Genomic DNA, 12,738 nt, shown 5'->3' with positions numbered 1-12,738 from the left:
AACGAGGAACGAGCAAAAGCCAGCTGTTTTTTGTCCGTTTAAGCAACTTGTTATGGGGCTGAATAATTAAAAACTTTTTTAAGGCAGTTATGGCGTTCCATTCGATTACTTTTCTGGCGAGTACCTTCTTTAGAAAGTGATTTATATTTATATATTTCACTAAGTATGTTAGAGAAATAACGCTCTAAAAGTTCATCATTTTCGTAATTATCGATAAAGCTACGATAATTATTCATTTGTTCAACCGTTAAAGTTCCACCATCAAGTGTAAGCTCAAAAATAGTTGTAAAAAGGGTATAAAAGTGAACTTGCCGTTTGAGTATTTTTCTTCTTTCACTATTGCCATCAATAAGATTATCTACATTAGATATTATCAATTGAAACTTTGAAATATCTTCATCTTTTGATGGATATTCATTGTTATATAAATCATATATTTTATTTAAATTTGTATTGCCGATATCTTCTTGAATACCTTCTTTCATGAATACAAGTAATGTACTAATGAAAGCAACATCTCTCATTCTTCTTCTATCAGCAATACCAAATATTAAATTTTGATCCCAGAAAGGTAACTCAGCTAGTTGAGATGAGACATTCATAAATTCCCCCTCAAATTCAGCATTTCGAAGCTCTTGGGGATTTAGGGTCATGTTATTGCTATTTAGTCGTAAGAACATATTAACAATGTCATTTCTATGAACGTTGTTTCTTACAATACGTACAGAGAAGACGTATGACCAAATAGCCTTCTTATCTTCAACATCTAAATCTTTAAAAAATCTGTCTTGGATATCAGAAAATTTACTTCCTTGGCTATCTAATGAACTAGCTTTAAGTTTATAAGTATTAGATATATATTGAAATATTGCTCCACACCGTTGCTGCCCATCAATTATTGAGTATTTGGTATCACCGGTATTTTCATCTGTTCCAGTATTCCATAGGTATATTTCAGGAACTGGGTAGCCTATGAGAATAGATTCTATTAATTTTATTTGATTATTTAATGTCCATACATAATTTCTTTGGAATGAATTATCTACCTCAAGTAACCCTTTTTGATCAAGATCAGACAACCACTTAGCCGTTTGAGGCTGTATGTCTATAGATTCAATTAGTTTCATTTAAACCACCTTTCAATTTTGATATCCCTCTCATGTGGTAATCTTGAACTGATTCCCAATCAGAGTAAATTCTATAGTTAACTTCATGCTGAATTTTAAACTTCAATTGCAATTCAGCTTTAAAAGTCAAAACTTTTCTTTGCCATTCCTCTAAAACGCTTTTACCGTAAGTAGGATCAGTATCTTTTAAACTGACAAACCCATTAAAAACGTTTGAGCATTTATATTGGTAGCCAGCTAAATGGCGCTCTAAAGCGACTTCACGATATGCATTCCATATATTATGGAACATTTTGTTTGATACTATGATTAAATCAAAATCAGAGTCATCACCGAATACTTTAAAATTTTTTGTTGGTGAAAAACTGAATTTTGTTTTAGCACTTCCTACAATAGAAATGTTGTTGAAAGGAACATCTAGCTTTCTTGAAATGAACTTCTTAAATTCATCATAGCTAGTTTCAGAGTTATCACTAAAATTTTGAAAATACCAAACGTTTTGCCCAATTAAATATTGGTAATAAATGTCAAGTTCACTATTTTCTAAAATAAAGTTTACTACTTCTTGTTTTTCCATAAACACCTAAATTTTTTGAATGCAGCTAAAGCCCCATAACAATTTAATATCGACCCAATGGGTCGTTTATCTACCGAGTCATGGGTCATTTTTCTCATTGTACCAGTTTTATCACAATAACTAACTTGTTGCTACAGATATATTTTTCATCATTATGAAAAGGATGAAAACGACCCAGTGGGTCGTTTTCTTGACTATAGGAGAAGTACGCCAACACTGTATATAAATACAGTTTATTTTTAGAGCTAATTCAATGAGAACTCGTTCACCATTTCTAAACCACATCGCAGAGTTTATGCTGACTAAGCAATATTCGCTCAGAACAGTTGATACATATCTTAAGTGGATTTCTTCCTATATTCATTTTCATGATAAGCGTCACCCAGCTTCAATGGGCGATAACGAGGTTGTCGAATATCTCGACTACCTTGTGCTTAAACGTAATGTGTCGCCTAAAACACAAGCGACAGCGTTAAATGCATTATCTTTTCTGTATAAGCAAATAATTAAACAGGATTTGTGCCCCAATCTAACGTTTATCAGAAGCAAGCGCCAATCTAAGTTGCCAATTGTTATGACCCCCGAGGAGGTTAAACGTCTCATGTCGTTTTTAAGTAAACGATATTATTTAATTTCAGGCTTAATGTATGGTAGCGGCTTACGTGTAATGGAAGCTGTTCAACTACGAGTTCAGGACATTGACTTTGACTACAAGTGCATTCGGATCTGGAATGGAAAAGGGAATAAACATCGGGTGGTTACTCTCGCCACAGAACTTATACCTTTGCTAAGAAATCAAATTGCTCAGGCTGATGAATACTTAAAATTAGATTCCCAGAATGAACGATATGCAGGTGTTTGGGTGCCAAACGCACTAGCAAGAAAATATCCTAGCGCCAATAAGTCAATTGCTTGGCAGTATCTATTTCCCTCATATAAGTTAAGTGCTGATCCTGAAACTGGGGAGATCCGCCGACATCATTTTCATCAAACAGGAGTACGTAAAGCGGTTAAAGAGGCAGCCAAAAAAGCACAAATAACAAAACCTATAACGCCCCACACTTTTCGCCACTCTTTTGCTACACACCTGTTACAAAGTGAGGCAGGTATTAGAACAGTACAAGCTCAGTTAGGCCATTCAGACGTTAAAACCACTCAGATTTATACCCATGTTTTACAGCAAGGCGCAAACGGTGTTGTAAGCCCTTTGAGCAAAATTTTCTAGCTTGTTTTGGGGCATAAACGAGTTAGTGGAACGTGCGCTTTGTGGAACAAAAGTAACGTTGACGACCATCTTTTGTTCCACAAAGCGCATGTCAGGTAAAGTCTAGCCCCGTTCTTTTTAAACGGTGGGATTCGGGTATGGGCTACTACATTTTATACCTGGTAAAAAGTGCAAATCCCAGCAAACAATAATGATCACGGTAATCAAGTCGTGCCAGTTACAGGCATATCCGAATCAAAGCCAACACTGGTAAATAGGCTATCTAATTCAAGCTCAAAATCTTTGCGATTTACATCCAACGCTTTTAATGTTGTTCCACCAAGTAACGCCTCTTGGCCCTTCTCTAGGCGTGCATGTAAACTTGCAATTACCGCACGAATGCGATCTCTATCTTGCTGCGCCAATGCTTTTTGACTTTCAGTTTCATGGTCAAGCTTTGCTAACATTTCCAGCCGCTCGGAGAGCTCCTTGTACGCTAAAAAATCTAACTCTAAATTTTTAAACAGTAATTGCTGCGCTTGCTCTTTACTACTGATATCAACCTTTACAGGCCCTGTCATCATATCAGCCAACAACGCTCGGAGCTTTTCGTAAGCAGCCTCATCATGAGAGGCGATGCTTGTAAGGTCGAATAGTACTTCATGATCCGCAAATTGGAACTGCAGTAACGCTTTACTTTTGTCATGTTGCGACGTTTCGCTAGACGAGCCACTGCTCATGGCATTCATAAAGTTTTGTTTAAAGGTGTGAGCACGACCCCCACCTGCAGTATGGTGGTTGTCATTTGCTGTAAGCTGATTATGAGCGCTCGGGATAACTAATTTCTCTCGCTCTACAGGTGAAAAGTTCAGTGAAGTAGGCTCAATCAGCGATACTTGATGTCCAGTTAAAAACGTTGGCATTAGGCAAGTCTAAAAAACAATCTCGGTGCTAGACCTTTGCAAGCATTATTCCAAATAAATATTTTCAACAATCAGCCGATGAATTGATATCAATAGCCACTGAACACGGAAATATTTCATTTTCTTTAATAACTCATACAGCTTCATGGGCAATTCATTGCCGCTTAGGTACGTTAGGTTGCCCTATTTGAAGGCTAAATGGCAACAAGCCTACTGCTGAACAAATTGCAAAGCCCGTACTTAAAAAAGAAACACCGCATTAGCAACGAAAGCGGAATTTGGTATAAACCTTGCTGTACAAATATCAACCACCCAATGGATGTGCTTAATCATGAAATTGACGAAGGAAGAATTACAATTCATTAACCGAACCCTAGCCGATAATCGCGTTGCAGGCTCGCTATTGCCGGAAGCTAGGGATCAAAAACAGCAAACTCACAGTGAGATTAAAAAGTTACTTGCGAGTATTTCAAATAGTTCTCAGTTTAGTCTCGTTGCCAAAAATGCCAACGAGCAGGTCGAGTTTCCACTTAGCGACCTATCGGCATTGATGGAGATTTTAGACAACAACTTAGAAGCACCTAATATCGTGGAAGCCGCTAACTCTAGTGCACCGCGAAGCTGGCGTACCTGCCCATCAACGCCGGTCAGATTTAGATTGTCCCCTCAAATGATGCCGTTTAACATGGTCTCCATATCCCAATCCGGTGGACTGATTAATACTTTTCCCTACCAAGCAAATGCAATCCAAATTAATGTGATCAGTCGGATCGCTAAATTATATCTCGCTGACCCTATTCCACTGTTTGCAAACGTCCACTCAATAAAAGTGGCAAGCCCATTGGAGCTCGCCGTATCCTTTGCAATGAATAAAACCGATAACGAAAAACTCAAAGCATTTATTCTTCATAACTACATACAGCGCAAGGGGTTAGATTAGCGCCTGTTGACCTTTGCTGTTTGACTTTTGTTCCTCTGAGTGGATTTTGGTCGCGGTGCTCTACTTGCCGCCTAGCAATCTAAGCAAAAGTTGAGCAACAAGCTACAAGGATTGGTAAATCACTCGCATGGCGAGCAGTAAAAAGGCACAGCCCAGTATTTTATCAATCACAGCACGCTTGGCCGTTAAATCGAATTTATCTCTTGCTGAAGCACTCAAAATTGAGACAATAAAATACCATAACGCATCTATCGTTAGCACGGTGATACACATGATAAAACCTACTGTTAAAGTCATCTTTTCTGGGTCGATAAACTGCGAAAAGAGCGCAACGAAGAAAATAGCTAACTTTGGATTCAAAAACGCAATTGCAAAACCATCCTGCGCAGCTTTGGCATACGACGTTGCTGCTTGAGACTGTGATACCGCTAACCCTTGGCTCTTACTCATTAAGATTTTTATCCCCATCCATGCCAAGTAGGCTGCACCACCGTAAACCAAAAATTGGTATACAATCGGAAATTGATGAATAAGCCCTGACAACCCTAAGATTGCTAGGCTGGCATAAATTCCAACTCCCAAACCATGCGCAAGGCTTGCGACAATGCCGTGTTTGGCACTATGAAATAGGCTATAACGCAAGACAACCGCTAAACTTGGGCCTGGCGACATCGCACCAAAAGCACAAATAGCAGCAAGACTTAACCAGGCTGTAAGCTCCATAATTTTTCCGTAGAGAATTGCAAAACGAGTAGGATAACAGATTTGAAAAAATAGATGACACTTTGTAAGTAAAAAGGAGCTACCAGCCCCTTTCTACGTGTTTTTTATACGGACTGCGTTTGTAATTCACATTCTGTTTTATGCTGACCAATAAACCAAATGCTATTGGCTTCGCCATTGTAAGCCCTATGCTTTGTCTTATCTGCCATTCGCCAAAAAATAACACCTAGGATCATAGCGGTTAACTCCAAACTAATAGAAGACCAAGCTGTCGCTGGCCAGATACCAAGACTTGGGATTACAAACGCAATGACTGAAGTCAGTGGCAACGAGAAACACAAAATGGCAATCGCCCTTTGTGACCAAATTGCCGTTTTACTCATACCGATAACAAATGCCGCAATCAAGGTAAACCCAAAACACAGATAATAGACCCACATATACACAACATTGATGTTCATTGTGGTCAACGCAGTCCATTTTGTTAGGGCAAACGCCGCGGCTACCCCCAATAATGAGCCCATTGCCACGCCAATAGTCAATTTACCCATCACTCGGCTTGATTTTGATTGCTCTGGCTGTTTTTGCTTACGGCGCTTCTCAAGCCACAATAAGTTACCGGTATAAAACAGCACTGCACCTAAAATCCCCATAATAAAATAAGCCCAGCGTCCAAATTCACCACCGTAACTCCCAAAGTGAAGACCGAATAACGTGGTAACCACTGCACCCCAGATACCTTGATCGCCGTTCATGACGCTGCTTGTAGAAATCTCAAACGTATAAGGATTCATAAACACGAAGTCAGTTTTAGGTCCGCGCATTAAGTGCTCATCGCTTACGAGTTGTATAGAAGCTGAAGGTCCTTTGCTATTTAAGCGACTGAGGGTAATTTCTTTAATTTGATGTTCAGGTGCATAAGCACGTGCCTTTTCCATGACTTCTTCAATGCTAGGTAAGTTCTCAACTTTAAACTCAACCGCTGACGGCGCTTCACGCCCAAATAGTGGTTTATCACCGTAAAGTTTACCTAGACCATCGTATAAGAAATCATGAAATGCGAATACAATCACCGTAATCGCGATAATAATGTGAAACGGTAGGCTGGTGATCCCAATTAAGTTATGCGTGTCTAACCAAAAACGGCTAGCCCCTTTTTTGTCTCTTAATGCAAAGAAGCTCTTCACTAGGGTTGGCAATAAGAAGATCACCCCTGATACCAATGCTACGAAATACAAGATTGCAGCTATTCCAAGTACATAAACTCCAGCTTGGTCGTGACCGATTTCACCCGCAATACCTGCGCTGCGGTGAAGGTAATCAACCAATGACGACAGCTCATTGATATAGCTGGTATGGGCTTCAAGCTCACCGGACTCATTCAAGGTACCATGCCATAGCTGCTTATCTAAGCTTAACCCTCTCGCATTACCTTGCTGGTACCACGTAATGGGAGATTGTCCTTCCTCAAAACTGACTCTAATCCCATTTTGTGACTCTGGATATTGCACAAAAGCACGTCGGAGCAACTCATCGTACTGGGTGGTTTCTACTTGCGACAATTGATGAGATGGGGGAGTCGCCCATTTATCGATACTGCTCGCAAACATCGTAATAGCACCGGCAAAGAATCCGATAAACAGCAGCAATCCTGTGGTGATCCCCGTCCAAGTATGAACGCTCTGGTAAATCCTTAAAATATCAGCGCGGATCTTCATGCCATCCCTCTTACAAAATACAATAATACATACACAACGATATTCGCCCCACCTAACCAAAGTACTGCTTGCTTATAATTTTTAAACATAAATACAAAGCTTAAAATTAACAGCCAAATCGGTGAAACCATCCACATATTGAACTGGGTGCGCCAACTCTGCTTCTCGACACTTATAGTTTGGGTTAGGCCGTCGCTACCAAGCCAAGCGAAAAGGCCAACTAGACCAAAACTCAGCGCTAGGCCTAAAATAATGCCTGCCAGCGATTTACCTAGCCAATCGGATTGAACCTTTTCAGCTTGTGACAACCGGCTCATTGTGATTTCCTAAAAAGTATTAAAATGGTGAGGGGAATAAGCGCAGTAAGCACCATGACACCGATAAGCCAACTAAATACGACCGCTGCACCTGAAAAAATTTGTATTGTAAAAATGAATGTAATTGCCAGAAGAATGTAGCCAGCAGATCTGGCATTGTTTGGCAGAGGTCGCTTTAACAAGCGCTGATGCTTGTTTGTGCAGTAAATTAACGTAATTGCAAGGCTCAGAAGAGCGACAAAAAACACACTTAACAAGGTAAAACTCCGTTTTACAATTAGATTGAGGATTAAGGTGAGGTTAAGATTATAGCGAATGTTTTATTTTCAGCAACACAAAATACAATTGATATGATAATCATTTTTATTACATAAAAAATTATAGTGAATATCCTGATACTTCTGTGTGCAAAGGCATGTTAATAGCAGCCACATTGAATTGATTTTTGTATAAACATGAAACGCCCATAATATGTTCTTTTGTTGCGCTTTTTCCAATCTATCATTACGCTTAGAGAAGGTAATTTAGGATAAACGCACCGATGCACATTGTTCTCTTATTGCTACTCGCCCTACTTGGTACCAACGCGCTGGCAAAAACGGATAGTCGTGCGGTACATATTTGCTTTGAACGGTGGTGGCCTTATAGCTTTGTTAATGAGCAAAAACAAGTTCGAGGCATAGAGGTTGATATAATTAAATCAGCACTTATTGGCACTCCCTATCGAGTGACATTTCATGAACTTCCTTATCGTCGCTGTTTAGCAGGCGTTGCCGATGGTACATTTGATTTTACCTTACATGTAGATGAGGCCGATGGTTTTCCAATTATTGATGTGTCATTCACCACCTGGCTGCTCTCTCTTGCGGTAAAACAAGGCCGCTTCAGCAACCCTGATGACTTTTATCAACTTACCGCCCCAAGAGTCATGATCTCAGAGGATTACAGCTACCCGGAAGCGGCCGTACAAGGGCTGAAAAAAATCAACGCCGCCATTGTCAGACGTTCGTTTTATGAGCAAAACCATGACGACGGCAAAAAGTTTTTTAGCGTACTCAACAACAACAGAGTTGATGCCATTTTAGTCGATAAAGTGTGGGCTTTAGAGATGATCCGCCGCCATCAACTTGAAGTCACTTTTCTACCACGTCCCTTTCATGCTGAGCAGCAATTTATGGGATACAACATCGCTAACCAAGCGATGGCGAAGCGTATTGAGGCGCTCTTAGAAAAAGTTCCGGATAAAACAATTAAAGCTATTGAGATTAAATACTTAGGCGATGATCTTTAACTTCTAATGCAATAATTTCATGTTCAAATAACAAACAAATAACTACACTGTGATTATCTAGTCCTACACTTATAATATCCGTTTATCCATTTGCCTGGCACTCGAAGGAGCTCATATGAAATCCTTATTTTCTTGGCTCACCGCATTCTTATCTTTGATTGTTCTTGGCGCTTGTGGTTATTTGTTTTGGCTAACAAGTGAGCAAGAAGAAATACACAGTGTAGAAAAAATAGCAAGCAGCGAAAGTAACCCTATTCTTGAGTTTTATCCGCATATTTCAAAAGTTACAAGACCCGTTGATACCTTCGTATTTCCGATTGCAATAGGAGGTATTGGTCCTGACACTAACCTATACTCTGGCCCTAACCAATATCCTTTTTACTGTATGACCCTGGACTCAGGCCTTGGTCAGCCAGAGATAGACAACCACTCGGGACTCGGCGTGCCGGTGATGGATGAGCAATCAAACCAAGTACTTGGTTTTAGTAAAGATTGCATGGCAAAAACGCGGTTACGCTACTTTGAAATAACCTCTGACAATCAAATCAAGCCGTTAGACAAGGGAAATAAAACGATAGACACAAACTTACTGTTGCGCGTAGAGCAAGGCACCATTAATCGCTTCATTTACACCATAGTAATGCCAATCACAGTTGACGAAATGGGTGATAGACAGGCAAAGTCTCAATGGAATAACCGACTTATCTACCAATTTAATGGTGGTTCTGGGATTGGCTTTAGACAAGGCAGGCAAAAACCGGAGCGTGTGATAGATAGACAGCTTGAGCAGTTAAAGCTTGGCTACGCAGTCATAAGCTCTAGTGGCAATAAAACCAGCTACACCTACAACATGTTACTAGCCGAAGACACCGCAAGGCGGGTGAAAAAGCAATTCACGAGTTTGTACGGAGAGCCGCTCTATACGGTCGGAATTGGCGGCTCCGGCGGTGGACTCGCACAATATTTGATTGCACAAAATAGCCAAGGGATCTTAGATGGCCTTATTCCACTTTATAGTTACCCTGATATGATCACCCAAACCACTTACGCGTTAGATTGTGATTTACTAAATAACTACTTTACTTTTAGAGCTAATGACAGAAAAGCATGGCGTGATTGGACCCGCCGCCGTCATATTGAAGGCATGAATGCAATTAACGACTTTCCGCAAAGAGCTGGTTTTTTGCAACCACTCAACCAATTAATGTCAGGATTTGTGCCCTCCTTTCCTGATGGCAATAGTGAATGTATTAATGGCTACTTTGGATTATCTACTTTTATTAATAACCCGAGGCAAGGGTTTTTAAGAGCCTTTTTTGAGGATGAGGTAGTAGAGAGAACAAACTGGAGTTACTGGCAGGACATGGCCAACGTATTTGGCACAGACCAATCAGGCTTAGGGTTAAGCACTTGGGATAACGAAGGCGTTCAATACGGGCTCGAAGCATTAAAGGCTCAGCAGATCACAATGGCTGAATTTATTGATCTCAACAAAAAAATAGGCGGATGGAAGCCCCAAAACCAAATGCAACAAGAAGAAATTGTATTACCGTTTGGCCACAAAGTACCTATTTGGCTCACTCTTTGGGGCAATCATAATATCACCACGCCAGATGATAATGGTATAGCACCAAGGCACAGCGGCAGCCTTGCGGCGATGGAAAAAGCGTATCGCTCTGGACAGGTATTTATTGGCAAAGTTGATATTCCCATCATTGACGCCAGACATTATCTTGAGAATGAGCTAGATATGCATCATATGTCGGCTTCATTTTATACTCGATTGCGAATGTCCGCCGCAGATTCAAACCCAGAGAATCAAGTGATTTGGGTCGCACATCAAGCGTTTAATCCAACTCAGCTCGCATTTGAAAAAATGGATGAGTGGTTACTCAACCTCAAAGCACAGCCAAATTTATCCGTTGCAGACGCAAAACCGAAGACACTTGCTGATACGTGTTTCGACGAACAAGGTCAAGTCATCGACAGCGGCAAAGCGGTGTTTAATGGTATCTGGAATAATCATCAGCAAGGAACCTGTACTGCCAGATATCCGATGTTTTCTACCAGCAGAATTCAAGCCGGTGCAAACTGGGCTGGTGATATCTTTAAGTGTCATAAAATATCGATTGAAGAGGCGCTTGCCAAAGGGGTTTACGGGGATGTAGATATCTCAACACAACTCACCACACTTAAACAAATTTATCCACAAGGCGTATGCGATTATAGTCAGTCCGATATGGGTAGACCGCAAGATCTTGATTGACCATGAAAATGTCGCAGCTCAGACTTAGACCTCGCAGGAGAAAAACGGATTAGAATTAAGTGATGCAAGCATTATTTTCGTACGGCACATTGCAACAGGAGCAAGTGCAACTAGATACGTTCGGCAGAAGATTAGAAGGCGAAAAAGCGGTACTTTGTGGATTTAAAGTTGGCCAAGTAAAAATAACGGATCCTGCTGTTATTATCAGTAGCCAAAAAGATATTCACCCCATTCTAATCGCGACAGGTAATGTAGAGGATGAAGTCGAGGGCACTGTATTTTTAATCACTGAAGCTGAATTAGCTCATGCAGATGAGTACGAAGTGGATGACTATCAACGTATTTCAGCAACTGCTGTTTCTGGACAACAATACTGGATTTATTTATGTAGCAAACCAAAAAACAATTCTCGTAGAAAGTCTATAAAATGATAGAGCTTTCCTAGCTCTATCATTAGCTACTACATATATAAACTACTCACACGCCTTACCGCAGTTACTTATTGTGACTTGTTTCTGGCCCATATAGCTCGCAACGCCATATACTCGATTAAACGCAATCGCGCCGATAAACTGCCCATCATATAAAATACCTGGAGTCCAATCACTGCTATGCCAGCTACCGCTTGTTAGCGCGTATTTATTTATACGATTCGCACCGTTGGCAGCAACACTGAAGTTACCTCCCCAAGAAGAATTTATAGTCGGAGTACTCTGGTACACTCCAATTTGAGCAAAATGTTTGCCATAGCCATTTGCATCACGCTTTAAATCAATATAAATATTCATACCTGTAACCAAGTTAGCGATAGTCTCTTCAATATCGATATTTAACGCTCGTTCAGCACTGCTGATATTTGCAGATACGCGCCTATCCGCTAAAACTTTCTGCATTCCAAACAATGCCCCTGGCTGCTCTAGCTCACTGAACTTTCTTAAATTACTTTTGATCAAATCATCAACTTTCGCTTTTGCGTAATCACTTGCAAAGTAATCAACAAATATACTTACGCCTGGTATGGAAAATAATCCCGTTGAGCAACTTGCATCAACCTTTCGATTGTAGTTAATCGCAAGGTCTTCCAAAGCCCCTGTATAGTAATTATATGTTGCGGTAGGAGCTAAGTTATTTAAACGTGCCGTCACAGTTACGCTGGGGCAAAGGATATCAATGCCGGAAAATTTGACCTTGGCATATAAGTTTATATTCTTGAGCGTCAACTTTACTTTGTAGTTAGTTGTTCCCGAAAAGGTTACTGACACTCGCTTGGCATCAACGTCTATCGCATAAATACTTTTCACTTTACTCATGCCTGCAATATCACGACGCATACCCGATTCAGTTTCTAGCTCAAAGCTCCTCAGATCAGAAAACAAATTGTCGGCTACTGAGCCAATATTTATTGAGCGAGCAGACTCCACCGGTGAGGGCAGGCCGCTTGGTTTTGATAACTTAAGTGTTGTCTCTCCGGCATTAACACTTAGTGTGGTAATACCAATCAAAATCAAACCAACAAGTTTACAGGTGTCTTTCACGTTCACTTTCCTTATTATGAGTTGAATGAACCCATAATATGTACAAATAATGTAACAGAGAAATGATGTGTTTATGTCGTTACTATTAACGCAACTGAGCTGTTTTACATCCCGATA

12 protein-coding genes are annotated in these 12,738 nt (G+C 40.4%); 5 read left to right on the top strand and 7 right to left on the bottom strand.

Features of this window, described 5'->3' with window-relative positions:
* Positions 1-50 precede the first annotated feature (50 nt).
* Both MHN30_RS06505 and MHN30_RS06500 read right to left on the bottom strand, forming a co-directional pair.
* Positions 51-1,127, bottom strand: a complete 1,077-nt coding sequence (locus MHN30_RS06505) for a DUF262 domain-containing protein (RefSeq protein WP_239358991.1) — start codon at positions 1,125-1,127, stop codon at positions 51-53.
* Positions 1,114-1,704, bottom strand: a complete 591-nt coding sequence (locus tag MHN30_RS06500; RefSeq protein WP_239358989.1) for a hypothetical protein — start codon at positions 1,702-1,704, stop codon at positions 1,114-1,116. The genes MHN30_RS06505 and MHN30_RS06500 overlap by 14 nt, the downstream gene beginning before the upstream one ends.
* A 253-nt stretch (positions 1,705-1,957) precedes the next feature.
* Here MHN30_RS06500 and MHN30_RS06495 point away from each other — a divergent pair, with 253 nt between their 5' ends.
* Positions 1,958-2,929: an integron integrase gene (locus MHN30_RS06495; protein ID WP_239358987.1), complete on the top strand. Its 972-nt coding sequence runs from the start codon at positions 1,958-1,960 to the stop codon at positions 2,927-2,929.
* A gap of 203 nt (positions 2,930-3,132) precedes the next feature.
* On the opposite strand, the gene MHN30_RS06490 is transcribed toward MHN30_RS06495, so the two are convergent.
* Positions 3,133-3,831, bottom strand: coding sequence for a hypothetical protein (locus tag MHN30_RS06490; RefSeq protein ID WP_239358986.1), 699 nt, complete (start codon positions 3,829-3,831; stop codon positions 3,133-3,135).
* A gap of 331 nt (positions 3,832-4,162) precedes the next feature.
* Here MHN30_RS06490 and MHN30_RS06485 point away from each other — a divergent pair, with 331 nt between their 5' ends.
* A complete protein-coding gene (locus tag MHN30_RS06485; RefSeq protein ID WP_239358985.1) occupies positions 4,163-4,771 on the top strand; it encodes a hypothetical protein in 609 nt (202 codons plus the stop codon).
* 102 nt (positions 4,772-4,873) lie between these two features.
* Here MHN30_RS06485 and MHN30_RS06480 read toward each other — a convergent pair whose 3' ends face one another.
* The 3 genes from MHN30_RS06480 to MHN30_RS06470 form a co-directional block, all read right to left on the bottom strand.
* Complete coding sequence (locus tag MHN30_RS06480) at positions 4,874-5,494, bottom strand: LysE family translocator (RefSeq protein WP_039494952.1); 621 nt, start codon at positions 5,492-5,494, stop codon at positions 4,874-4,876.
* A 104-nt stretch (positions 5,495-5,598) separates the two neighbouring features.
* Positions 5,599-7,212, bottom strand: a complete 1,614-nt coding sequence (locus MHN30_RS06475) for a PepSY domain-containing protein (protein WP_239358984.1) — start codon at positions 7,210-7,212, stop codon at positions 5,599-5,601.
* On the bottom strand, positions 7,209-7,529 hold the full coding sequence (locus tag MHN30_RS06470; RefSeq protein WP_239358983.1) for a hypothetical protein: 321 nt from the start codon (positions 7,527-7,529) through the stop codon (positions 7,209-7,211). Before MHN30_RS06470 ends, MHN30_RS06475 begins: the two co-directional genes overlap by 4 nt.
* A 541-nt stretch (positions 7,530-8,070) precedes the next feature.
* Here MHN30_RS06470 and MHN30_RS06465 point away from each other — a divergent pair.
* The 3 genes from MHN30_RS06465 to MHN30_RS06455 all read left to right on the top strand — a co-directional run bounded on the left by MHN30_RS06465 (position 8,071) and on the right by MHN30_RS06455 (position 11,517).
* Positions 8,071-8,820, top strand: coding sequence for a transporter substrate-binding domain-containing protein (locus MHN30_RS06465; RefSeq protein ID WP_239358982.1), 750 nt, complete (start codon positions 8,071-8,073; stop codon positions 8,818-8,820).
* A 115-nt stretch (positions 8,821-8,935) separates the two neighbouring features.
* Positions 8,936-11,086, top strand: a complete 2,151-nt coding sequence (locus MHN30_RS06460; RefSeq protein ID WP_239358981.1) for a DUF6351 family protein — start codon at positions 8,936-8,938, stop codon at positions 11,084-11,086.
* Between the two features lie 59 nt (positions 11,087-11,145).
* On the top strand, positions 11,146-11,517 hold the full coding sequence (locus MHN30_RS06455; RefSeq protein WP_239358980.1) for a gamma-glutamylcyclotransferase family protein: 372 nt from the start codon (positions 11,146-11,148) through the stop codon (positions 11,515-11,517).
* A gap of 42 nt (positions 11,518-11,559) precedes the next feature.
* Here MHN30_RS06455 and MHN30_RS06450 read toward each other — a convergent pair whose 3' ends face one another.
* Complete coding sequence (locus tag MHN30_RS06450) at positions 11,560-12,621, bottom strand: hypothetical protein (protein ID WP_239358979.1); 1,062 nt, start codon at positions 12,619-12,621, stop codon at positions 11,560-11,562.
* Positions 12,622-12,738 lie beyond the last annotated feature (117 nt).

The sequence above is a fragment of the Pseudoalteromonas sp. OF7H-1 genome, from assembly GCF_022347825.1.
Taxonomy (GTDB): domain Bacteria; phylum Pseudomonadota; class Gammaproteobacteria; order Enterobacterales; family Alteromonadaceae; genus Pseudoalteromonas; species Pseudoalteromonas maricaloris.
This window is presented reverse-complemented; position numbering and strand designations above follow the sequence as displayed.

Excerpts from the sequence above, each read along its gene's own strand:
- MHN30_RS06505 (WP_239358991.1), bottom strand. The coding sequence starts at position 1,127 with ATGAAACTAATTGAATCTATAGACATACAGCCTCAAACGGCTAAGTGG.
- MHN30_RS06500 (WP_239358989.1), bottom strand. The coding sequence starts at position 1,704 with ATGGAAAAACAAGAAGTAGTAAACTTTATTTTAGAAAATAGTGAACTT.
- MHN30_RS06495 (WP_239358987.1), top strand. The coding sequence starts at position 1,958 with ATGAGAACTCGTTCACCATTTCTAAACCACATCGCAGAGTTTATGCTG.
- MHN30_RS06490 (WP_239358986.1), bottom strand. The coding sequence starts at position 3,831 with ATGCCAACGTTTTTAACTGGACATCAAGTATCGCTGATTGAGCCTACT.
- MHN30_RS06485 (WP_239358985.1), top strand. The coding sequence starts at position 4,163 with ATGAAATTGACGAAGGAAGAATTACAATTCATTAACCGAACCCTAGCC.
- MHN30_RS06480 (WP_039494952.1), bottom strand. The coding sequence starts at position 5,494 with ATGGAGCTTACAGCCTGGTTAAGTCTTGCTGCTATTTGTGCTTTTGGT.
- MHN30_RS06475 (WP_239358984.1), bottom strand. The coding sequence starts at position 7,212 with ATGAAGATCCGCGCTGATATTTTAAGGATTTACCAGAGCGTTCATACT.
- MHN30_RS06470 (WP_239358983.1), bottom strand. The coding sequence starts at position 7,529 with ATGAGCCGGTTGTCACAAGCTGAAAAGGTTCAATCCGATTGGCTAGGT.
- MHN30_RS06465 (WP_239358982.1), top strand. The coding sequence starts at position 8,071 with ATGCACATTGTTCTCTTATTGCTACTCGCCCTACTTGGTACCAACGCG.
- MHN30_RS06460 (WP_239358981.1), top strand. The coding sequence starts at position 8,936 with ATGAAATCCTTATTTTCTTGGCTCACCGCATTCTTATCTTTGATTGTT.